This window comes from Pseudomonas sp. 05N432 (assembly GCF_056396945.1).
Window position 1 is genome coordinate 268,540 of the sequence record NZ_JBFTMM010000018.1, and the last position, 22,919, is coordinate 291,458.

Annotated in this window: 11 protein-coding genes and 3 pseudogenes; 5 read left to right on the forward strand and 9 right to left on the reverse strand. The window is 59.7% G+C overall.

Features of this window, described 5'->3' with window-relative positions:
• Nucleotides 1-137: 137 nt before the first annotated feature.
• The 5 genes from AC1DHT_RS21070 to putP form a co-directional block, all read right to left on the reverse strand.
• The gene (locus tag AC1DHT_RS21070; protein WP_427537938.1) at nucleotides 138-554 is read right to left on the reverse strand and encodes a hypothetical protein; all 417 of its coding nucleotides are present in this window, start codon (nucleotides 552-554) and stop codon (nucleotides 138-140) included.
• A complete protein-coding gene (locus AC1DHT_RS21075) occupies nucleotides 554-5,359 on the reverse strand; it encodes an RHS repeat-associated core domain-containing protein (protein ID WP_442114533.1) in 4,806 nt (1,601 codons plus the stop codon). The genes AC1DHT_RS21070 and AC1DHT_RS21075 overlap by 1 nt, the downstream gene beginning before the upstream one ends.
• Nucleotides 5,359-6,096 carry a DUF4123 domain-containing protein gene (locus AC1DHT_RS21080; RefSeq protein WP_427537932.1) on the reverse strand — a complete coding sequence of 246 codons (738 nt, stop codon included), beginning with the start codon at nucleotides 6,094-6,096 and terminating at the stop codon, nucleotides 5,359-5,361. Before AC1DHT_RS21080 ends, AC1DHT_RS21075 begins: the two co-directional genes overlap by 1 nt.
• The gene (locus AC1DHT_RS21085; protein WP_477761454.1) at nucleotides 6,086-8,095 is read right to left on the reverse strand and encodes a type VI secretion system Vgr family protein; all 2,010 of its coding nucleotides are present in this window, start codon (nucleotides 8,093-8,095) and stop codon (nucleotides 6,086-6,088) included. The genes AC1DHT_RS21080 and AC1DHT_RS21085 overlap by 11 nt, the downstream gene beginning before the upstream one ends.
• 434 nt (nucleotides 8,096-8,529) lie before the next feature.
• Complete coding sequence (gene putP / locus AC1DHT_RS21090; RefSeq protein WP_427537926.1) at nucleotides 8,530-10,014, reverse strand: sodium/proline symporter PutP; 1,485 nt, start codon at nucleotides 10,012-10,014, stop codon at nucleotides 8,530-8,532.
• A gap of 460 nt (nucleotides 10,015-10,474) precedes the next feature.
• Here putP and putA point away from each other — a divergent pair, with 460 nt between their 5' ends.
• Together putA and AC1DHT_RS21100 are read left to right on the forward strand one after the other, a co-directional pair.
• Nucleotides 10,475-14,428 (forward strand): trifunctional transcriptional regulator/proline dehydrogenase/L-glutamate gamma-semialdehyde dehydrogenase, encoded by a 3,954-nt coding sequence (gene putA, locus AC1DHT_RS21095; RefSeq protein WP_427537923.1) that lies wholly within the window; start codon nucleotides 10,475-10,477, stop codon nucleotides 14,426-14,428.
• A gap of 120 nt (nucleotides 14,429-14,548) precedes the next feature.
• Nucleotides 14,549-16,267 (forward strand): annotated as a pseudogene (locus AC1DHT_RS21100) (acyl-CoA dehydrogenase); the annotation flags it as partial.
• A gap of 142 nt (nucleotides 16,268-16,409) precedes the next feature.
• On the opposite strand, the gene AC1DHT_RS21105 reads toward AC1DHT_RS21100, so the two are convergent.
• The 4 genes and pseudogenes from AC1DHT_RS21105 to AC1DHT_RS21120 all read right to left on the reverse strand — a co-directional run bounded on the left by AC1DHT_RS21105 (nucleotide 16,410) and on the right by AC1DHT_RS21120 (nucleotide 18,976).
• Nucleotides 16,410-17,255 carry a methyl-accepting chemotaxis protein gene (locus tag AC1DHT_RS21105; RefSeq protein WP_477750026.1) on the reverse strand — a complete coding sequence of 282 codons (846 nt, stop codon included), beginning with the start codon at nucleotides 17,253-17,255 and terminating at the stop codon, nucleotides 16,410-16,412.
• A gap of 21 nt (nucleotides 17,256-17,276) precedes the next feature.
• A pseudogene (locus AC1DHT_RS21110) lies at nucleotides 17,277-18,392 on the reverse strand (HAMP domain-containing protein); the annotation flags it as partial.
• Between the two features lie 54 nt (nucleotides 18,393-18,446).
• On the reverse strand, nucleotides 18,447-18,749 hold the full coding sequence (locus tag AC1DHT_RS21115; protein ID WP_054595286.1) for a cell division protein ZapA: 303 nt from the start codon (nucleotides 18,747-18,749) through the stop codon (nucleotides 18,447-18,449).
• Nucleotides 18,746-18,976: a hypothetical protein gene (locus tag AC1DHT_RS21120; protein ID WP_019691434.1), complete on the reverse strand. Its 231-nt coding sequence runs from the start codon at nucleotides 18,974-18,976 to the stop codon at nucleotides 18,746-18,748. Before AC1DHT_RS21120 ends, AC1DHT_RS21115 begins: the two co-directional genes overlap by 4 nt.
• Before the next feature lie 290 nt (nucleotides 18,977-19,266).
• On the opposite strand from AC1DHT_RS21120, the pseudogene AC1DHT_RS21125 reads away from it, so the two are divergent.
• The 3 genes and pseudogenes from AC1DHT_RS21125 to AC1DHT_RS21135 all read left to right on the forward strand — a co-directional run.
• Nucleotides 19,267-20,022 (forward strand): annotated as a pseudogene (locus AC1DHT_RS21125) (MCP four helix bundle domain-containing protein); the annotation flags it as partial.
• Complete coding sequence (locus AC1DHT_RS21130; protein ID WP_429539119.1) at nucleotides 20,014-20,877, forward strand: methyl-accepting chemotaxis protein; 864 nt, start codon at nucleotides 20,014-20,016, stop codon at nucleotides 20,875-20,877. The pseudogene AC1DHT_RS21125 and the gene AC1DHT_RS21130, both read left to right, overlap by 9 nt.
• A 289-nt stretch (nucleotides 20,878-21,166) precedes the next feature.
• Nucleotides 21,167-22,909, forward strand: a complete 1,743-nt coding sequence (locus AC1DHT_RS21135) for a potassium/proton antiporter (RefSeq protein WP_427537917.1) — start codon at nucleotides 21,167-21,169, stop codon at nucleotides 22,907-22,909.
• Nucleotides 22,910-22,919 lie beyond the last annotated feature (10 nt).

Genomic DNA, 22,919 nt, shown 5'->3' on the forward strand with positions numbered 1-22,919 from the left:
GACGAAGTTTACCTTGTACCGCGCCCAGCGTCAGGGGTTCGCAGCTGAGCGGGCGGACAAACCATGATCATTGATGCGGGCCTATAGGAGCAAGGCTTGCCCGCGATCGAGTGCGCAGCGAAATCTTTCGACGGCTGCTACCAGGTAGACTGATCTTCAAGGCTGGCGTTATGAAGATCACTTTTCCAAGCCTCCAGAGCCAACATATAAACATCTTGGAGAAAACCCCGAGGATCTTTCAATCTATACCACTCTCCCCGAGGCCAACTCGCAGCTTCCTCCTCATCAATTTCAAACAAATGCTGAAAATCATAGCTTTGGTCACTCAACTTTCCTGCTAGAGCTTCTACCAGTACAAATTTATGCCGATAGGACAAATAATTTAAATTCAGGCTGTACTTACTAATCAATACCGCCCTATCAGTCGCATTGTCAGGGTCATACACCTCAAGTTCTGCACCTAGGGTTTCTTCGCGATCGTACACATCGAAAACGCCAATGAACCACATCAGATCAGGCTCAAACTCTTCATTCAAAAATGGATCCCGCAGCATCACCTACCCTCCGTAGGAAAACCTGTATATGGTCGCGTCACGTCATCTTTATCAAACTTAACTTCAAACCAGTTCAATTCTTCGTTCAACTTAGGATTGTCTTTGTCTTTTTTGTTAGGCCTGTAACCACGACCTGCTCCCGGCAGCTCTAACCTTACAATGGGATCTTTGTTGTGGTCTTTCCCCGTAAAAGGATCCAGCCCTAAGCTTCTCCTTGTCGTGGCTTTATTCAAAGCATTGAAATGAACCCGCCAGTTACTGAACTGAGAACTCAGACTCCCATTTGCACCTTTCGGAATTTTACCCGTATGAGGATTCGCACCATTAATAGCCCGTTGCTTTAGCGCCACATCAGGTATTTCTGAGCTGTGCTTTTGAACAGTGTGCATGTCGTATTTGTCCTCAAACTCTAGGACCCGCCGTTTGGCATTCGCCTCCGCCAACTCATCAATCCTCGCCCGCCGCTGCTCACCCGCCAGCTTCGGCAGCGGCGGCTCGCCCTCATCAACCGCCACGCCCCCCACATCATCCGGTGCCTTACACCCCGGCTTGTTCGGCGGCGGACAATTTCCGTTCAGCCCCAGCGGGTCAATCCACCCCGTCGGATTCGGGGTGTACTGGTAGCCGTTCAGCCCGCCCGCCAATTTGCTCGGATCCGGCGTCAGGTAGCGGCCGATGTCCGGATTGTAGTAGCGATGGCGGTTGTAGTGCAGGCCGCTTTCGGCGTCGAAGTACTGCCCCTGAAAGCGCAACGGCTGCTCGAGCTGTTCTTCGCCGAAGTGTTTCAGGCTGGCGAGTTTTCCGTAGGCTTTGTAGGTCGCCGACCAGACGATTTCGCCGCTGTAGTCGGTGAGTTCCTGCGGGGTGCCGAGGTGGTCGAGTTGGTAGTAGAACGGGCAGGCCTTGCGCGGACCGAAGCCGTCGAGCAGGGCCAGCGGGCGGAAGCTGCCGGGTTCGTAGAGGTAGCTGCGGTAGTGTTCTTTACCCCGTTCGGCGACGAGGTTGTCGCCTTGCCAGAAAAATTCGGTGGTATGGCCGTCGACGGTTTTGGCGATGCGCCGACCGAAGGCGTCATAGCGGTAGCTGGCGGTTTTGCCATCCGGCAGTGTGACGCCGATCAAGCGGTGCTGGCAGTCGTAGCGGTATTCGGTGACGAGTTTCTGCCCGGTGCCGCGGCGCTCAAAGATCAGATTGCCGAAGGCGTCGTAGTCGTAATGGCGGTCGCCTTGCAGCAGCAGGCGGTTGCCTTTGATCGTCGCCAGTCCCGGGCGATCGTGCATTTGCAGGTTGCCGGCCGGGTCGTGTTCAAAGCTTTGCGTCGGTTCGCCGCGAGCATGGCGTACGCGGGTCAGGCGGTTGAGCGCGTCGTAGTAATAGCTGCGCTGGCCATGGCGACTGTCAGCGATGGCGGCCAGATTGCCGTTGACCGCATAGTTGTAGTGGCGCATGTACAGCGGTCGGTCTGACTGGTTGACCGCGTGGGCTTGCAACCGGCCCTGTTCGTCATAGTGATACTGGCTAAGCAGTTGGCCTTGCTGGCGTTGTTGTTCGCGCCCCGCGTCAAAGACGTGCGTGGTCAGCCGCGTGCCGTTGAGGTCGATGGCCGTCAGCGCCCCACCCTTGGCGTGGTGATAATCAAGTGTGCTGTTGTCCGGCAGGCGCAGGCGATTGAGCTGGCCGCAGGCGTCGTAGCCAAAGCGCAAGGTGCCCCAGCCCTGGTGTTCGGTGATCAGCCGATCTTGCTGGTCATACTCGAACTCCAACGGGTGGTCATGACCGTCATCGACGCTGACCAGTCGGCCAAGGCCGTCATAGTGGTACTCGACGTTGACGCCATCGGGCAGCGTCTTGACCAGCAGTCGTCCTGCCGAGTCCCGCTGATAGGTGGTGATCAGCGTTGAGCCATCGTCGCCGAACTCGGTTTTCTCCAGCAGATGGCCATTGAGGTCGTAGGAATAGGCAGTACGGCGGCCGTCGAAACCGGTTTCCTGTCGGATCAGGCCATTGAACGTGTAGTCCAGCTGATATTTTTCGCCGGATTCGTTCTCGATTTCTGTCAGCAACAACAGCGCGTTGTCGTAGCGATAACGCAGTTGGGTGCCGTCGGCATTGATGCGACGACTGACCAGATGCGAATCATCGGCGTATTCGTAGCGCGTGACCTGGCCCAGCTCATCGCGTTCGGCGGTGATTTTTCCGTAGGCGTTGTAGCTGAAGGCGCGGCTGGCACCGGTGGGAAGTGTTGTCTGAATCAGTCGCCCGACGGCATCCCATTGGTAGCGGGTGACGGCACCGTGTTCGTCCCGCCGGGTAATCTGCCGACCCAAAGCATCGTAGGAAAACTGACGCTGGCCACCGTCTGGCAACGTTTCTTCGAGCAGTTGCCCCAAGCCGTTCCAGACGAACACATGCCGACTGGTGTCCGGATAACGGATCGAGAGCAGCCGCCCCCGAGGGTCGTAGTGGTAATGCGTGACATGCCCGTCGGGATCGGTCGCTTCAGTGACATCGCCCTGAACATTGCGCTGATATTTCCACACGGCCTTGCCGCGATACCACGCATGCAGGAAACCGTCGCGGTATTCGTAGCCCGTCGGTTCGTCTTCCGGTGGAATCAGCGCGACAAGCCGTCCGGCCTCGTCGTAACGGTACTCAGTGACAGCCCCCAGCGGATCCTGCTCGGCAATCAGCCGACCTTTGTCATCGTAGGCCTTGAGATGCTCGCCACCCTCCAGGTCGACCTTGCGCACCAGTCGCGCCCGATCGTCATGGACGTAAACCTCTTCGCTGCCATCGATATTCAGGACAGTGACACCGCCCTGGTCATCCCAGACGTACTGCGCATCCATCTGCGAAAACGACGCCCAGTGCCGAATGCACCTGGCAGCCTTGCCGGACCTTTCCCACTCCCAGAAAAAGCTCGCGCCACCGGCCAATTGCCGCTGCAAAATGACGTGCTGAGCGTCGTAGTCGTAGCGCTCGCTTTCGCCCACGGCGTTGGTCGCTTCGATCAGTTGATCGCGTTCGTCGTAGCGATAACTGACCAGTGTCTGCTCGGTATGCCAGGCCTCGTCGAGGGTTGGGGCAGGGACAAAGCGCTGGTAATCGACGGCGATCAAATAACTGCGGTCATAACGCAACAGCAACGCGCGACCCACGCCGTTGTCGAGGCGTTTGATGCGTTCCTGACGGTCGCGGGTGATGCGCAATCGGTTGTCGTAACCGTCACTGATTGTTGTCAGCCGACCGTTATGAAAGTGATAAAAACGCCCGTCGTCGCCGGCCTGGGCGAGGATCAGTTCCTCGGGCTCATCACCCAGATAAATCGCCGCCCGCGACAGACTGTTATGGATCGCCGGGCGCTCGACGTTCGGTAACGGGAATGCCGTACGACGGTTTTCGTGGTCGATCCAGATGACGTTGTCGCCGTCGATTTCCAGGCGATGCGCCAGCGAATGGCTCCAGCCAAAGCCCAGTCCGCTATCGATCTCGGCGGCGCTGGTGCGATAGAGCCGGGTGAAGTCGAACGGCAGAATCCCGTCCAGCGAGCCATCGACCAAGGTCAGCAGCTCTTCGCCGGTGACCATCGACACCGGGCATTTGTTGGTGGCGGTTTTATCTGCCGAATCGGCGCTGTCGCCGTTGGGGTTTTTCGCCTGCGCCGGGACGTCGACGTAAGGCTCGCGTTTATTCAGCGTGGAGTTCTTGCGGCCATTCCAGCGCAGTTGCATCCGCCCCTTTTTCAGACCCGCTACGACACCTCGTGCAGCGACTTTTTTGTAGCGGTCGACGTAGTCCATAAAGCTGTCGATGATCTTGAACATCGCAGCGACGAAACGCAGGGCGGCGTCGACGATGTATTGGCCGTAGCGCATCAGCCGCACCGACAGATAGGCGATGCCCACCCCGAAAAAGCTCAGCACGATGCCAATCAGCAGATCGATCACCAGCTCGACCACTGCCTTCGAAACTGCCTCTGCCGTGGTTCCGGCTATCTGACTCGGCGGTAACGCTTCCAGCCACAGACTCGCAGTGCGCAACAACAAACACAGCGCCGCTTCGTCACTGGCCAGCAGCAGGGCTTTTTCCATCAGTTCCGGCGACTTTTGCGCCAGATCGGCCAGGGCCGTACCACTACCACCGAGCCTTTCGGCAAACTTCGCTGGGTCCTTGAGGATGTCGCTAATCAGGCCAATGCTGTCCCAAACACCCTCGATAGCCGCCCAACTGCCGGCGAGCATTCCATTGCCCACCGCCGCCAGCGATGCCGACGCCGACTGCTGCGACCACTGCGGCTTGAACCCTTCCCACTCGCTGCGCAGCCAGCGTTCCAGCTCCTTGGTCAATCCGTCGTAAGCATCGAAAAGCTCATCGATTTGCCCCTCTGTCACTTCGCTCTGGACATGAACCCGATAGAACTTCCCGGCGGTCCCCCTAAACGTCCCTTTGCCATTTTCATCCAGCAGGACCGGTGTCTTTTCACCGCCCTCCACGGCAATCACATCGACCTGGATATTCCCCAAGGGAATGTCGTAGACCGATTCGAACGTGCTCTCGATCTGCAACACCCCGTCGGCCGGGCACTGCGCCACACTGGAGATGAAATCGTCATCGCCGGTGCTCACCGCCGTGGTCGTGCTGCCGAATTTGATCAGCCGCTCCATCCCCATCAGCGACGGCAGATCGGCCGCTTGACTGGCCTTGTCCGCGGCGCTGATGAACCAGTGGTTGAGTTGTTCGCGGTAGAGGCTGAGGGTGTCTTTAAAGCTGTCGAGCTCCTGCTCGATACGTACGATCTGATCCATCAGTTGAGCTCCGCCATCAGGAACTCCACCAAGGCGGTTTTCGGTGCTTGAGGCAGGTCTGACGCGTCAAGAAAGATCGCGACTTTGTGCCGTAAAACGCTTTCGGAAAACGCTTCGTACAGGTCCGGGCGATCGTCGCTCAGCCACGTCAGCAGGTTGTTGATTCGAGTAACGGCAGACTGCGCCGCGAGTTGTTCCAATAGCGCGCCGGGAATCTCCCACCATGGAAAAACCCTCGATGTTTTCAGCGCATAACCACCGATTTCCAGGGCCTGCCCATTGATCAGGCAGCGCCCTATCGGCGGCATCAGTTGCGCGACATCAACCTGTGCGGACTGGAGAATCGGCAGCAAGTAACGTCCGTCCCAAAAGCGGAAAAATACCGCGTTGCCGTTGGGTAACAGGGCTTGCGTAAGGCTGCGCAGATGTTCGACCAGAGCCTCTTGAGGAGCAGAGGACACCGCCAGCCAACCCCAGTCGCGAGACTCGGTAGTGGCGACCCACTCCAGAAACTCACTGCCCGCAGCGACAATGCCGACATAGGGCATCACCACTCCCCACTCGGCGTAAACGGTGTCGGCCCAGATGGGGCTCGGTGCTTGCATAGTGATCGAGCGTTGCCAGGCTTTAAGGGGCTCGGCAGAGCTGGCATTGCCCAACACCGCGAACAACTGCTCGGAAGGTTTCAGCGGATGGCGCTCCAGCCAGGCATGAGGTGACAAGGCATCAGGCTGCACAGACACCCTCCTTGCAGCGCTCGCATTCTTCGCAGAACGGCGCGTCGCTTTTCAGGCTCAGAATCTGTGCGGCACTCAGCAGTGCTGCCGTGACTGCCACGAGTGTCAACAGCCTATCGGGCAAGGCCGGTGCAGCACTCATGACCGGCATCGGCGCACCACCCACCTCAATCGGTACACTGCTGAAAATCCCGTCGGGGCCGATGTTGATCCACTGCCCACCCGCCTGAATTGTCGCGCTGGCACCACCGTCGATAACCACATGCTGGCCGGCGCTGACATGGAATTGCTGACTGGCTTTGAGCGCCTGGTTGGTCACCCGAATGTGCCGGTCGCCGACCACCACCAGGTGATCGCTGCGCCTCACTTCGGTTCGGCGATTGCCGTGGGTGATGCGCTGTTCGTCAGCCTTCAGTTCATGGCGATCGAGACCCGCGACCACCACACTTCGCTGGTTGCCCACGTGCGTGTGCAAGTCGTGCAATACGTGCCGGGTCCAGTCGCGCTGAGCTCGCAGATAAATTTCCTCGGCACCCTTGCGGTCTTCAATGCGCAGCTCGTTGTAACCACCGCCACCGGGACTGCTCTGGCTGCGAAAAATGCTGCGCGTCTTGTCCGCCGGCAGATCGAGCGGCACCGGGTTGGTCCCATTCGGCAGGCAGGCCATCACCATGGGTTTGTCCGGGTCGGCATCGACAAACCCGACCAACACTTCCATTCCAACCCGCGGGATCAGCGCACTGCCATAACCGTCATGAGCCCAGCCACTGGCGACTCGCAGCCAGCAACTGGAATGCTCGTTGCGCTGACCTTCGCGGTCCCAAGCGAAGAGCACCTTGACCCGCCCGAACTCGTCGCAATGGATTTCACTGTTTTTCGGCCCCGTGACGACCGCGTTCTGATAGCCCGGTACCCGCGGCTTGTATTCGGTCAATGGCGGGCGAAACGGTACGTCCCACGGTGTCGCCAAAAAAGTATTGCGATAGCCCTGAAAATCACCGCTGTCCGCTGACTCTTCCAGCACTTGCGGCTGCTGGCCGTGATGCTCGATTTCAGTCAGTAGCCACAGGTCATTCCATTCTGTGCGCGGGTGCTCGGCGATCTTCAGAAAATGGCCGGTGAGCAACGCCGATTGATCACTGTGACCTTCGGCCTGACGGAAATCCGCGCCATGGCGCTCCAGCGCTCGTTGCGCCAGGTGTTTGCCGTGGTCGCGATCGGTGAACTGACCGGGGTAGCGGTAATCCTCCAACACCGAACGCTGCTCGCTGTCGACGGTGCTTTGCAGCAACAGGCCGGGTTTGTGGAAGTCATAGTCGCGACGGGTGACTGCGGTGGTGCGGGTTTCCAGGCGGACGTTGAAGCGCTTGATCGCAGGCTGGTCGGCGGCCATTCCGCTGCCTGGCAAGTAAAGCGTCGGCTGCGCCGGTTTGCGGAAAACTGTCTGGTCGTCACCGAACACCAGCAGATGGCCGTGCGGGCTGTGCTGGAAGTGGTAGTGAATGCCGATTTCGGCACACAACCGCTGAATAAATTCCAGATCGCTCTCGGCGAATTGCACGCAGTACTCGCGCTTGGGGTATTGGCTGCCAAGCTGTAACTCGAATGCATCACCCAGAATGCCGTGATCCTTGAGCACCAGAGCGATGATCTCGGGAACGCTTTTATGCTGGAAGATTCTCTGGTTGGTGMGTTGACCGAGATAGGCCAGGCGCGGCACCAGACTGATCTGATAACGAGTCAGGCGCGTGCCCGAATCGCCTTGGGCGATACGATAAACCTGACCGTGAACACCTGCGCCTTGCGCATCAAAACCGAGAAAAGCCTGACGATGCAGGAAGTTTTCGAGATCGAGATCCGGGTGTTCACTGACCAGTTCCAGGTCGAAACGATAGGGCTGACTAATGGCCTCCTTGCCCGTGAACTCAAGCACTTTGAGCTCATTCTGGACGCCGTCAAGGGTCAACGTGAAACGCGGTTGATGGGCAGGCGTGAGCATCCGATGTCTCTGAAGCAGAATGAAGGCGGGCGATTCTGCATGAGCGACAAGGGGGGTTGATCGAGGGTCAGAAAAATCAGATTTGCCCTGATTTTTTAGAGAACTTTCCTTCAGATATCGGGATTAACTACTACAGACATTCCTGTMGGACGGGCTGTATCGACGCCTTCTTGAGCCACAACACGATCCCTGTAGCAGCTGGCGCAGCCTGCGTCCGGCTCGGTCCGCGCTCGGGCGCAGCAGTCGTAAAATCATTCACCGCATTTCTTCAGGTAAACCGCAGAGGATGGTTTTACGACCGCTACGCGCTCGAACGCAGGCTGCGCCAGCTGCTACAGGGATCGTGCGATGGCTTAAACCGGCGGACAAAAAAAACGGCCCGCATCCATAAGGCTGCGAGCCGTTTTTTTTCAGCGAAGGATTAGCTCATCCGATCACTTGTTCAGGTGGAAATCTTTTTCCGCCGCGGCGAAACGCTGCAGCATACCGGTCGACGGCTCACCCATTTTGCTGACCAGCACAATGGCGAGGCTGGCGAAGATGAAGCCCGGGATGATTTCGTACAGGCCCAGCAGGTTGAAGTGCTTCCAGACAATCACAGTGAGTGCGCCGACCACGATACCGGCGAGTGCGCCGTTACGGGTCATGCCTTTCCACAGTACCGAGATCAGGACCACCGGACCGAACGCGGCACCGAAGCCGGCCCAGGCGTAGCTGACCAGACCCAGCACACGGTTTTCCGGGTTGGCAGCCAATGCGATGGCGATCAGTGCAACGGCCAGAACCATCGCGCGGCCGACCCAGACCAGTTCAACCTGGGAAGCGTTTTTACGCAGGAAGGATTTGTAGAAGTCTTCGGTCAGGGCGCTCGAGCACACCAGCAATTGGCAGCTCAGGGTGCTCATCACGGCAGCCAGAATGGCCGACAGCAGCACGCCGGCGATCCATGGATTGAACAGGATCTTGGCCAGTTCGATGAATACACGCTCGTGGTTTTCACTCACCGGCATTGCCATGGCCGGGTTCGCCGAGAAGTAAGCAATACCGAAGAAGCCCACCGCCACGGTGCCGCCCAGGCACAGAATCATCCAGGTCATGGAGATGCGACGCGCGTTGGCAATCGACTTGACCGAGTCCGCCGCCATGAAGCGCGCCAGGATGTGCGGCTGACCGAAGTAGCCCAGCCCCCAGCCCATCAGCGAAATGATGCCGATGAAGCTGGTGTTTTTCAGCATGTCGAAGTTGCCTGGATCTTGTGCTTCGATGGCCAGGAAGGTGGTGTCGATACCGCCGGTAGCCAGCAGCACGATGATTGGTGTCAGCAACAAAGCGAAGATCATCAGCGTGGCTTGTACGGTGTCAGTCCAGCTCACCGCCAGGAAACCACCGACGAAGGTGTAGGCAATCGTCGCCGCAGCGCCGGCCCACAATGCAGTCTCGTAGGACATGCCAAAGGTGCTTTCAAACAGACGGGCACCGGCCACGATGCCGGAAGCGCAATAAATGGTGAAGAACACCAGGATCACAACGGCAGAGATGATCCGCAGCAAACCACTCTTGTCTTCAAAACGGCTGGAGAAGTAATCCGGCAGCGTCAGCGCATCGCCGTTGTGTTCGGTCTGCACGCGCAGCCGGCCGGCCACGAACAGCCAGTTCAGGTACGCACCGACGATCAGGCCGATGGCGATCCAGCTTTCCGACAGACCCGACATGTAGATGGCGCCCGGCAGGCCCATCAACAACCAGCCACTCATGTCGGAGGCACCCGCGGAAAGCGCGGTCACGACGCTGCCAAGGCTGCGGCCACCCAGAATGTAGTCAGAAAGGTTGTTGGTGGAGCGATAGGCCATGAAGCCGATCAGCACCATGGCTGCGATGTAGATCACGAACGTGATCAAGGTTGGATTGCTTGCACTCATTGAGTTACGCCCTGGCTTTGTTTTTATGTAGCGGCGGTCTGCTGAGCGGCCGCCAAACAATGACGTTTGAGAGACGATCAGGGCATCCGCGCATTTATGACTGATGTTTCCCCAGGAAAGCCATCAGCCGATGAACCGCATCAATGGCGGTTGCACCTTGGACGCGAATGCTATTCAACAAAGCAAATAAGGTGCAACCAGTTTCTTGGGAATAAGTTGCACCTGGTACGTAATTTCTTTTAAACACCATTTTTTGCTCCTTTTCGGAGCAAGAACCTTCCGCGACTACCGTAAAAAGCACCAAGCAGGAGCGATGCTCCCATACCAGAATTTATTTCCTGACAAGCTGCCGATTATTCCGACAAAAAAAGGGTTGCACCCGGTTGCACCTCTTTCGGCGCACGGCTAATCTTGCCGCCAGCTGATGCCACGCAGTCGTGGCAAACATGAGGATAAAAATATGGCTACCACCACCCTTGGGGTCAAACTCGATGACCCGACCCGCGAGCGCCTCAAAGCTGCCGCGACCTCGATTGATCGCACGCCGCATTGGCTGATCAAACAGGCGATTTTCAATTACCTGGAAAAACTCGAGGGTGGTGCAACCCTGACCGAGCTGAGCGGCTTGACCCGCTCCGAAGCCGATGAAGGCGCCGAGGTCCACGTCGATCACGCCCATCAGTGCTTCCTCGAATTCGCTGAAAGCATCCTCCCGCAATCGGTGCTGCGTGCATCGATCACTGCCGCCTACCGTCGGCCGGAGCCGGAAGTGGTGCCGATGCTGATCGAGCAGGCTCGCCTGCCAGCGCCGATGGCCGAAGCTACCAACAAGCTCGCCGCCTCGATTGCGGAAAAACTGCGCAATCAGAAGAGCGCCGGCGGCCGTGCAGGTATTGTTCAGGGCCTGTTGCAGGAATTTTCCCTGTCGTCCCAGGAAGGCGTGGCGCTGATGTGCCTGGCCGAAGCGCTGCTGCGTATCCCGGACAAAGGCACTCGCGATGCACTGATCCGCGACAAGATCAGCACCGGTAACTGGCAGCCACACCTGGGCAATAGCCCGTCGCTGTTCGTCAACGCTGCCACCTGGGGACTGTTGCTGACCGGCAAACTGGTCGCCACCCACAACGAAGCCGGCCTGACTTCGTCCCTGAGCCGGATCATCGGTAAAAGCGGCGAGCCGATGATCCGCAAGGGCGTCGACATGGCCATGCGCCTGATGGGCGAGCAGTTCGTCACCGGCGAAACCATCGCCGAAGCCCTGGCCAACGCCAGCAAGTTCGAAGCCAAAGGCTTCCGCTATTCCTACGACATGCTCGGTGAAGCCGCACTGACCGAACATGACGCGCAGAAATACCTCGCGTCCTACGAGCAAGCCATCCACTCGATCGGCAAGGCGTCCCACGGTCGTGGCATTTATGAAGGCCCGGGCATCTCGATCAAGCTCTCGGCCCTGCACCCGCGTTACAGCCGTGCCCAGTACGAGCGCGTGATGGACGAGCTGTACCCGCGCCTGCTGTCGCTGACCCTGCTGGCCAAGCAATACGACATCGGCCTGAACATCGACGCCGAAGAAGCCGACCGCCTCGAGCTGTCGCTGGATCTGCTCGAGCGCCTGTGCTTCGAGCCGCAACTGACCGGCTGGAACGGTATCGGTTTCGTGATCCAGGCCTACCAGAAGCGTTGCCCGTATGTGATCGACTACGTGATCGACCTGGCTCGCCGCAGCCGTCATCGCCTGATGATCCGCCTGGTGAAAGGCGCCTACTGGGACAGCGAAATCAAGCGCGCCCAGGTCGAAGGCCTGGAAGGCTATCCGGTCTACACCCGCAAGGTGTACACCGACGTTTCCTACATTGCCTGCGCGCGCAAACTGCTCTCGGTGCCGGAAGTCATCTACCCGCAGTTCGCCACGCACAACGCCCACACCCTGTCGGCGATTTATCACATTGCCGGTCAGAACTATTACCCCGGCCAGTACGAGTTCCAGTGCCTGCACGGCATGGGCGAACCGCTGTACGAACAGGTTGTAGGCAAGGTTTCCGAAGGCAAGCTGAACCGTCCGTGCCGCGTGTACGCACCGGTCGGCACTCACGAAACACTGTTGGCGTACCTGGTACGTCGCCTGCTGGAAAACGGCGCGAACACTTCGTTCGTCAACCGTATCGCCGACCAGTCGATCTCGATTCAGGAGCTGGTAGCCGATCCGGTGAGCAGCATCGAGCAGATGGCGACGCTGGAAGGCGGCTTCGGTCTGCCGCACCCGCGTATCCCGCTGCCGCGTGACCTCTATGGCAGCGAGCGTGCCAACTCCAGCGGCATCGACCTGGCCAACGAACATCGCCTGGCATCGCTGTCCTGCGCCCTGTTGGCCACCGCCCACAACAACTGGAAAGCCACGCCGATGCTGGGTTGCGCCGCCAGCGCTGAAACCCCGGCACCGGTGTTGAATCCGTCGGACCTGCGTGACGTGGTCGGTCATGTGCAAGAAGCCACCGTCACCGACGTCGACAATGCCATCCAGTGCGCACTGAACGCTGCTCCGATCTGGCAGGCCACCCCGCCCGCCGAGCGCGCCGCAATTCTCGAACGTGCCGCCGATTTGATGGAAGGCGAGATTCAGCCGCTGATGGGCCTATTGGCTCGTGAAGCTGGCAAGACCTTTGCCAACGCGATTGCCGAAGTGCGTGAAGCCGTGGACTTCCTGCGTTACTACGCGGTGCAGGCACGCAACGATTTCACCAACGACGCCCACCGCCCATTGGGTCCTGTGGTGTGCATCAGCCCGTGGAACTTCCCGCTGGCAATCTTCAGCGGCCAAGTCGCCGCCGCACTGGCCGCCGGTAACCCGGTACTGGCCAAACCGGCCGAGCAAACACCGCTGGTGGCCGCTCAAGCCGTGCGCATACTGCTTGAAGCCGGGATTCCCGAAGGCGTGCTGCAACTGCTGCCGGGTCGTGGTGAAACCGTCGGTGCCCGTCTGGTCGGCGACGACCGGGTCAAAGGCGTGATGTTCACGGGTTCCACCGAAGTTGCACGCTTGCTGCAACGCAACGTCGCCGGTCGTCTGGATGCCCAGGGCCGTCCGATTCCGCTGATCGCCGAAACCGGCGGCCAGAACGCGATGATCGTCGACTCCTCGGCACTGACCGAACAAGTGGTCATTGACGTGGTGTCCTCGGCCTTCGACAGTGCCGGCCAGCGCTGCTCGGCCCTGCGCGTACTGTGCTTGCAGGAAGATTCCGCCGACCGCGTGATCGAAATGCTCAAGGGCGCCATGGCTGAATGCCGCCTCGGCAACCCTGAGCGCCTGTCCGTGGACATCGGCCCGGTGATCGACGCCGAAGCGAAAGCAGGCATCGAGAAACACATCCAGGCCATGCGTGACAAAGGTCGCAACGTCTACCAGGTCGCCATCGCCGACATGGAAGAATGCAAGCGCGGCACGTTCGTCATGCCAACCCTGATCGAACTGGAAAGCTTCGACGAATTGCAACGGGAGATCTTCGGCCCGGTGCTGCACGTGGTGCGCTACAAGCGCAAAGACATCGATCAACTGATCGGGCAGATCAACGCTTCCGGCTACGGCCTGACGCTGGGCGTGCACACCCGTATCGACGAGACCATCGCCAAGGTGATCGACAACGTCAACGCCGGTAACGTCTACGTCAACCGCAACATCGTCGGTGCCGTGGTCGGTGTGCAGCCGTTCGGTGGTGAAGGCCTGTCGGGTACCGGCCCGAAAGCCGGTGGTCCGCTGTACCTGTACCGCTTGCTGTCGACGCGCCCTACCGACGCGATCGAACAATCGTTCGCTCGCGGTGATACCCTGAGCGCGCCGGACGTGCGTCTGCGTGACGCCATGAGCAAACCGCTGACCGCCCTGAAAACCTGGGCCGACAGCCACAAGCTGACCGAACTGAGCGCGTTGTGCACGCAGTTCACGACACAATCGCAAAGCGGCATTACCCGCACGCTGAACGGCCCGACAGGCGAGCGCAACAGCTACGCCATCCTGCCGCGTGAACACGTGCTGTGCCTGGCGGAAGTCGAAAGCGATCTGTTGAGTCAACTGGCTGCAGTACTGGCCGTAGGTGGCTCGGCGGTGTGGCCGGAAGGTGAACTGAGCAAAGCGTTGTTGGCTCGCCTGCCGAAAGACGTGCAAGCGCGTATCAAGCTGGTCGCGGACTGGAACAAGGACGAAGTGGTGTTCGATGCAGTCCTGCATCACGGCCATTCCGACCAGTTGCGTGCGGTCTGCCAGCAAGTGGCCAAGCGCGCCGGAGCGATCGTTGGGGTTCAGGGTCTGTCGCAGGGCGAAACCAACATTGCGCTGGAACGCCTGGTGATCGAGCGTGCATTGAGCGTCAACACCGCTGCGGCAGGTGGTAATGCCAGCTTGATGACGATCGGCTAAACCGCCATAAGACCAGGCGCCTGCAATAGGCGCCTGGAATGCTGAACCCTGTGGGAGCGAGCCTGCTCGCGATAGCGGTCTGTCAGTCACATCTTCTTTGGATGTGCAGCCGCCATCGAGCGTTTCGCCGAGCACAACCGCGAGACCTTCGACGCCGCCATTGGTACGGCGCGCAGCCTTGCCGAGAAGTTCTTTGCCCCGCACAACCGCAAGGGCGACGAGAACGAACCGCGCTACGAAGACGGCAAGGCGATCCTGATTCCGGAAGTGAAACCGGCGGTGGATGCATTCCTCGAAGCCGGCTTTCTCAACGCCGCACGCAGTTTCGAGACCGGCGGCATGCAGTTGCCGACGCTGCTGTCGCAAGCCTGCTTCGCGCACTTCCAGTCCGCCAACGCCGCGACAACGTCCTACCCATTCCTGACCATGGGCGCGGCCAACCTGATCGAAAGCTTCGGCACCGAGGAGCAGAAACGGCGCTTCCTGCAACCGATGATCGACGGCCGATTCTTCGGCACCATGGCCCTGACCGAACCTCACGCCGGTTCCTCGCTGTCGGACATCCGCACCCGCGCCGAACCTGCTGCAGATGGCACATATCGGCTCAAGGGCAACAAGATTTTCATCTCCGGCGGCGACCACCCGCTGTCGGAAAACATCGTGCACATGGTGCTGGCCAAGCTTCCGGATGCACCGGCGGGCGTGAAAGGCATTTCGCTGTTTATCGTGCCTAAATTCCTGGTCAACGATGACGGCAGCCTGGGCAAGCGCAACGACGTGCTGCTGGCCGGGCTGTTTCACAAGATGGGCTGGCGCGGCACCACCTCTACCGCGCTGAACTTCGGCGATAACGGCGAGTGTGTCGGCTACCTGGTCGGCAAGCCCCATCAAGGCCTGAGCTGCATGTTCCAAATGATGAACGAAGCGCGAATCGGCGTCGGCATGGGCGCGGTGATGCTCGGTTACGCCGGTTACCTGTACTCGCTGGAATACGCCCGCGAGCGCCCGCAAGGTCGCCTGCCGGACAGCAAGGACCCGAGCACTGCACCGGTGTCGATCATTCAGCACGCCGACGTCAAACGCATGCTGCTGACCCAAAAGGCTTACGTTGAAGGCGCCTTCGACCTCGGTTTGTATGCCGCGCGACTGTTCGACGACACCACCACGCTGGCGACCGAGGCCGAGCGCAAACAGGCCCATGAACTACTCGACCTGCTGACACCGATCGTCAAATCCTGGCCGTCGGAGTTCTGCCTGAAGGCCAACGAACTGGCGATCCAGATCCTCGGTGGCCACGGCTACACCCGCGAATACCCGGTGGAACAGCACTACCGCGACAACCGCCTGAACCCGATCCATGAAGGCACTCACGGCATTCAGTCGCTGGACCTGCTGGGTCGCAAACTGGCGCAAAACGGTGGCGCCGGGCTCAAGCAGTTGATCCGACTGATCGCCAATACCGCCGAACGCGCCCATGCGTACGAATCGTTAACGCCGCTACGTGAACCGCTGGAGAAACTGGTGGCACGCCTGCAAACCGTGACCATCGGCCTGCTGACGGATCTGGGCCAGGGCAAGGTCAACAACAGCCTGGCGAACTCGGCGCTGTATCTGAAGGTTTTTGGTCATACGGTGATCGGCTGGCGCTGGCTGGAACAGGCGATCCGCGCGGAAGAAGGGTTGGCCAAAGGTAACGCAGCGGATGTCGGCTTCTATAAAGGCAAGCTGCAAGCGGCGCGGTATTTCCTGACGTGGGAAGTACCGGGTTGTCACCATGAACTGGCGATTCTTGAGGCGCGGGATGATACGTGTCTGAATATGCAGGATGAGTGGTTCTGAGCAAAGCCTTGTAGCGCTACCGAGATCCCATCGCGAGCAGGCTCGCTCCCACAGTTGATTTCCAGTGTTCACAAATATTGTGATCACAACAGAGCCAGTGTGGGAGCGAGCCTGCTCGCGATGGCTTACGCATCATCAACACTTACTTCAGCTTGAATCCACCCATCTGCCGCGCCAAATCATCCGCCAACCGCTGCAACGTCTGGCAATCCTCCCGACACGCCCTCACCTCACCCGCCGTAGCCCGCGCCAGATCGGAAATCCCCTGCACATTCCGGTTGATCTCTTCGGTCACCGCCGACTGCTCTTCGGTGGCCGTCGCCACTTGATGGTTCATGTCGCTGATGCGCTCGACCTGCCCGGTAATCGCCGTCAACGACGCTCCAGTGCGCTGGCTCGACTCGACGCCGGTACCGGTCGCCGCTTGCCCTGAGTGCATCGACGACACGGCATTCTCCGCACCCTGCTTGAGGCTGCCGATCATCTGCTGGATTTCATCGGTGGACGCTTGCGTACGGCGCGCCAGCGTCCGCACTTCATCCGCCACCACCGCAAAGCCCCGGCCCATGTCTCCGGCCCGCGCGGCTTCAATTGCTGCGTTCAATGCCAGCAAATTGGTCTGCTCGGAGATCCCGCGAATCACCGCCAGCACCTGATCAATGGACGCTACCTGCGTCGCCAATTCGCCGACGGCACCGGCAGCAATACCGATTTCATCGGACATGTTTTCGATATGCCGAATGGAACCGCCGACGACCTCTCGCGCCTGCAACGCTTCATCGCGGGCCGTTTGTGAGGCGACCGCCGCGTTGCCGGCGTTCTGCGCGATTTCCTGTACGGTGAGGCCCATCTCGTGCACGGCGGTGGCGACCATGTCGGTCATTTCCTGCTGTCGACCGGAACGCTCGGCGGTGTTCTCCACCACTCGCGCAACCTGCCCGACGGCGGTGCGCAAACGCTCGCTGGTGGCCAGCACTTCGCCGATCATGTTGCGTTGATTTTCAAGGAACCGGTTGAAGCCGCGAGCCAGATCACCCAACTCATCGGCACGACTGGAATCTAACCTGTGAGTCAAATCGCCACCACCGCTACCAATCGCTACGAGTGCCGCTGTTACCTGCCGGATCGGCCGCACCAGGCCGCGAGCCAGCAACACCACCAATAACAGGCACACCAGCGCAACGCCCAAACCGATGGCGCTGGTCAGCCACATCGCATGTCGGGCCTCGGCGTAAATTTGCGATTGCGGCACTTCGGCCACCAGCGTCCAGCCCAGATCGCGCAAGGGCAGGCTCAGGGCCAGATAGTCTTCGCCATCGCGCACAAAGCCGCTGCTGGTCGGGCCTTGATGGCCCATCACCGCGTGCGCCGCCGAGTCACCGATCTGTTCGGCCAGCTGGCGTTTGTTGCTGAGCCCGGCCTCGGGATGGACCTGGATCAACCCGTCGGAACGCACCAGATAGACCTTCCCGCGCTTGCCGAAGCTGAAGTTGTGAATCAGCTCCGAGAGCTCCTTCATGCTCAGGCCCAGCCCGGCAACGCCCACAACTTTTCCGCCCTGCGAGACCTTGAGGTCGATGAACAAGGCCAATTCGCCGGTCGCCGTGTCTTTGTCGATATTGAGGGTGCGCGGCTGGTTGCCGTCGAGGAAGGCGTAGAACCAGGCGTCCGCGGGATTGGATCGACTGAGGGTCCGATCAAGCCCTTTTTCGGTGAAGTAGTGGCCCGACGCCGTGCCTGCGATCAGCGCGGTAAAGGCTTTGTGCTCGGCGCGGATGCCTTCCAGGTAGCTGACGAAGCCGTTGGTCCGGTCGGCGCTTTCGCCCTCGGCCAACCACTCGCGCACCATGCTGTTGCTGGCGATGTCCTTGGCGGCGGTGAGCGGCTGGACCAGAATCCGCTCGATGTCGTTGCGCATCGCTTCGATGCTCGACGGCAGCGCTTGCTCGACCAGATAGCGCTGGGCAAGGCGGTTGACCACCAGGGTATAAATGCCGACCACGATCAGAATACTGACCAGCAGGGCGGTGCCCATACTCAGGATCAACTGCCATTGAATACTGCGTCGCCAGAACTGCATGAAGCACCCCCAAAGAGTAAGAGGCAAAACTACTGCAACAGCCATGCCGATTGTATACAACTCAATCGACAATCTACTCTTTGGTTGTGCGCAAGCTGATCAGGCCTGATTGATCGTCTTCGAAATCACTTCAACCGTGGCGCTGACTTGCTCTTGGTAACGGTCGAGTTCCCGCTGATGACGTTTCTGCATTTCGAGCTGCTGCGAGCACAGGTTCATTGCCGTCAGCACCAGCAGTTTGTCCCCGATCAGGGTCGGGTATTTCTTTTTGGTCTCGGCCAGCACCGCTTTCAACATTAATGCGGCGTCCAGCAGGGTCTGCTCTTCCCCGGCTGGCGCCTTGATCGAATAGTCTTCCCCGAGAATCGAGACGACTTTTATCCCGTCGGCACCGTGTCTCATGCGTTCACAGGACCTGCGCTCACGCGCTCAACCAGCGCCTGAATGCGCGCGACAGTGGCGCCCTGCTTCTCTTCCTGTTCCATCAGGCTCAGTTGCAGGCTTTCGTTTTCATCCTTGGCCTGGGCCAGTTCTGCGCTCAGGGTTGCGTTCGTGCCGAGCAGCTCCTGGTTCTGTTGCACCAGGTCGCTGACCAGTTGTTCCAATTGGCTTAGGGATGCTTCCAACATTTTGATTTTCCGAGCATTTTCAAAGGGCGCGTACGATAAAGAAAAGTCACCACTGGCGCCAGGGTTATTCAGGCGCAAAGCCTTGATTTGCCTGGCGGCGACCTTGCTTGCGAGTTTTAAAGACTGCGATTGTCCGCTCTGGTTCCTGACAGCTCGTCAGTACGACCGATCTGCGGCAAAAGCGCACAGCGGCTCAAGACTTTAGTCGTATGACCGATAAGTCATGCATACCTCGTCTCTGACCTCGTGCCCATGCGCGCTTTATGGTGAACACCATGTCCCTTCGTAATATGAATATCGCCCCCAGGGCGTTCGCAGGCTTCACCCTGATTGGCGCACTGATGTTGATTCTGGGTGTGTTCGCCTTGAACCAGATGAGCAAGATTCGCGCTGCCGGTGAAGACATCGTTCAGAGCAGCGTGCCGAGCATCAAGGCCCTGGATGAGTTCACTCAACTCTCCCTGCGCCAGCGGGTGTTGTCGTACCGTTTGCTGACCAACCGCGAACCGGATATACAACAGAAGACCCTCGAACTGCTCGAGCTGCGCAACCAACAGATCCGTGCAGCCCAGACCGACTATGAAAAAGTCATCTCCAGCCCGCAGGAGCGTGCGGCCTACGACCAATACGTGCAGCTGCTCAGCCAATACCGCCAGTTTGAAGACCGCATGAAGAGCCTGTCGCGCAACAACCAGGTCGATGAATTGCGCACGCTGCTCAACACCGAGTTGCTGACCAACTCCGAAGCGATCAATACCGTGCTGAACCGGCTGATGCAGATCAACAACGACCAAGCCGCCAACTTCAACCAGAAAGCCGCCGACCAATACTCCTCCGCCTTCAATCTGGTGGTAACCCTCCTGCTGATCGCCACGGGCTTGACCCTGCTGTTTGCCTGGTTGCTGACCAACAGCATCACACAGCCCATCGCCAAGGCACTGAGCGCCGCTGAAGAAATCGCCGAGGGCAATCTGACCCGCCCGATCGTCGTCGACGGTAGCGACGAAGCCGGCCGCTTGTTGCAGGCCATGTTGAAGATGCAGGAAAAACTGCGCGACACCCTGCAGCAGATCTCGGGCTCGGCAACTCAGTTGGCCTCCGCCGCCGAAGAGCTGAACAGCGTCACCGACGAAAGCGCCCGTGGCCTGACTCAACAGAACAACGAAATCGAGCAAGCCGCGACGGCCGTCAACGAAATGACCAGCGCTGTGGAAGAAGTGGCGCGCAACGCGGTGAGCACCTCCGAAGCCTCGAAAAACGCTACCACTTCTGCCGGTGACGGTCGTGACCTGGTGCAGGAAACCGTCAGCGCCATCGAACGCATGAGCGCCGATGTACAGAGCACTGCCACGCTGATCGGTGACCTGGCCAACGAGTCGCGCGACATCGGCAAGGTGCTGGACGTGATTCGCGGCCTGGCTGACCAGACCAACCTGCTGGCACTGAACGCCGCCATTGAAGCGGCGCGTGCCGGTGAAGCCGGTCGCGGTTTTGCGGTGGTGGCCGACGAAGTCCGCGCCCTGGCGCATCGCACGCAGCAATCGACCAGCGAAATCGAACGCATGATCGGCAGCATCCAGAGCGGCACCGAACACGCCGTCGACTCGATGCGCAACAGCACCGAACGCGCTGAATCGACCCTGAACATTGCCCGTGGTGCCGGCCTGTCGCTGGACACCATCAACAGTGCCATCGTCGAAATCAACGAGCGCAACCTGGTGATCGCCAGCGCCGCCGAAGAACAGGCCCAAGTGGCCCGCGAAGTCGACCGCAACCTGGTGAATATCCGCGACCTGTCGGTGCAATCGGCCACTGGCGCCAACCAGACCAGCGCCGCCAGCAACGAGCTGTCGCGTTTGGCGCTGAACCTGAACAATATGGTTGGGCGGTTTAGCCTTTAACGGTCACTGAATACCCTGTGGCGAGGGAGCTTGCTCCCGCTCGGGTGCGCAGCAGCCGTAAAACTGCTGATGAGTTTTTTCTGGAAGACCGCAGCGTCTGTTTTGGGACCGCTGCGCGACCCAGCGGGAGCAAGCTCCCTCGCCACAGTGATCGCGCCCGACACAAGGGGCTGTGGTTGAGCGCCGTCAAAAGCTTTTTGACAGCATCACATTTCAACAGGTTAGAATCGCTGGCACGCAGACTGCATGGTCAGTTTGCGCCCGCCTTTAGCTTTCTGGAGTACTGCCATTGAATGCGACGACCATCAACAGCCTGTTCTTGATCGGCGCGTTGCTGGTAGGTGCGAGCATTCTGGTGAGCTCACTTTCGTCCCGCCTCGGGATCCCTATTCTGGTGATCATCCTGGCCGTGGGCATGGCTGCCGGCGTCGACGGCGGCGGCATCATCTTCGATAACTACCCCACCGCCTATCTGGTCGGCAACCTCGCCCTGGCCGTGATCCTGCTCGACGGCGGGTTACGCACCCGGGTCGCGAGTTTCCGCGTGGCGTTATGGCCGGCGTTGTCGCTGGCCACGGTCGGGGTGCTGATCACCACCGTGCTGACCGGTATGGCTGCCGCCTGGTTGTTCAACCTGAACCTGATCCAGGGCCTGCTGATCGGTGCCATCGTCGGTTCCACCGACGCCGCGGCAGTGTTCTCGCTGCTCGGCGGCAAAGGCCTGAACGAGCGGGTGACCGCCAGCCTGGAAATCGAATCCGGCAGCAACGACCCGATGGCAGTGTTTCTCACCGTCACCCTGATCGACATGCTCGCCAGCGGCCAGACAGGTCTGCACTGGAGCTTGCTCGGGCACCTGGTCCGCGAATTCGGCATCGGCGCAATCATCGGTCTGAGTGGTGGCTGGTTGATGCTGCAAATGGTCAATCGAATCCACCTGGCGGCCGGTCTGTACCCGATTCTGGTGATCGCCGGCGGTCTGGTGGTGTTCGCCCTGACCAACGCCCTGCACGGCAGCGGTTTCCTCGCGGTGTACCTGTGTGGCCTGGTGATCGGCAACCGTCCGGTGCGCAGCCGCCACGGCATTCTGCACATGCTCGACGGTATGGCCTGGCTGGCGCAGATCGGCATGTTCCTGGTGTTGGGGCTGCTGGTGACACCCCACGACTTGCTGCCCATTGCCCTGCCCGCCCTTGGCCTGGCGCTGTGGATGATTCTGTTTGCGCGACCGCTCTCGGTGATGGCCGGCCTGCTGCCGTTCAAGGCTTTCCATGGGCGCGAAAAGGCCTTTATCTCCTGGGTTGGCCTGCGCGGTGCGGTACCGATCATTCTGGCGGTGTTCCCGCTGATGGCCGGACTGCCGAATGCCCAGCTGTATTTCAACCTCGCGTTCTTCATCGTACTGGTTTCGCTGCTGGTGCAGGGCACCAGCCTGCCGTGGGTCGCCAAGCTGCTGAAGGTGACTGTCCCGCCAGAACCCGCGCCGATCTCCCGGGCCGCCCTCGAAGTGCACGTCACCAGCGAGTGGGAGTTGTTCGTTTATCGTCTTGGCGCGGAGAAATGGTGCATCGGCGCCGCCCTTCGCGAACTGAAAATGCCCGAGGGCACGCGTATCGCGGCGCTGTTTCGCGGCCAGCAACTGCTCCATCCGTCGGGTAGTACGGTGCTCGAAGTCGGCGATTTGCTCTGCGTAATCGGCCATGAACACAACCTGCCGGCACTCGGAAAACTCTTCAGCCAGGCGCCGCAACGAGGTCTCGATTTGCGCTTCTTCGGCGACTTCGTTCTGGAAGGCGACGCCCAGCTGGGCGCGGTTTCAGCGCTGTACGGGCTGCAACTCGAAGGGGTCGATCCGGACATGCCGCTGGGTCGTTTCATCACCCAGAAAGTCGGTGGTGCTCCGGTGGTCGGCGACCAGGTGGAATGGAACAACACCATTTGGACGGTCGCGGTCATGGACGGGAACAAGATCGCCAAAGTGGGCGTCAGATTTCCCGAAGGAAGTCGCCCGGGCCCCGGCTTGTTCCTCTAAACTCCTTTTT

Bases quoted from the DNA above. Each gene is read 5' to 3' on its own strand.
- AC1DHT_RS21070 (WP_427537938.1), bottom strand. From the start codon at position 554: ATGCTGCGGGATCCATTTTTGAATGAAGAGTTTGAGCCTGATCTGATG.
- AC1DHT_RS21075 (WP_442114533.1), bottom strand. From the start codon at position 5,359: ATGGATCAGATCGTACGTATCGAGCAGGAGCTCGACAGCTTTAAAGAC.
- putP (WP_427537926.1), bottom strand. From the start codon at position 10,014: ATGAGTGCAAGCAATCCAACCTTGATCACGTTCGTGATCTACATCGCA.
- putA (WP_427537923.1), top strand. From the start codon at position 10,475: ATGGCTACCACCACCCTTGGGGTCAAACTCGATGACCCGACCCGCGAG.
- AC1DHT_RS21105 (WP_477750026.1), bottom strand. From the start codon at position 17,255: ATGATCGGCGAAGTGCTGGCCACCAGCGAGCGTTTGCGCACCGCCGTC.
- AC1DHT_RS21115 (WP_054595286.1), bottom strand. From the start codon at position 18,749: ATGAGACACGGTGCCGACGGGATAAAAGTCGTCTCGATTCTCGGGGAA.
- AC1DHT_RS21120 (WP_019691434.1), bottom strand. From the start codon at position 18,976: ATGTTGGAAGCATCCCTAAGCCAATTGGAACAACTGGTCAGCGACCTG.
- AC1DHT_RS21130 (WP_429539119.1), top strand. From the start codon at position 20,014: ATGCAGGAAAAACTGCGCGACACCCTGCAGCAGATCTCGGGCTCGGCA.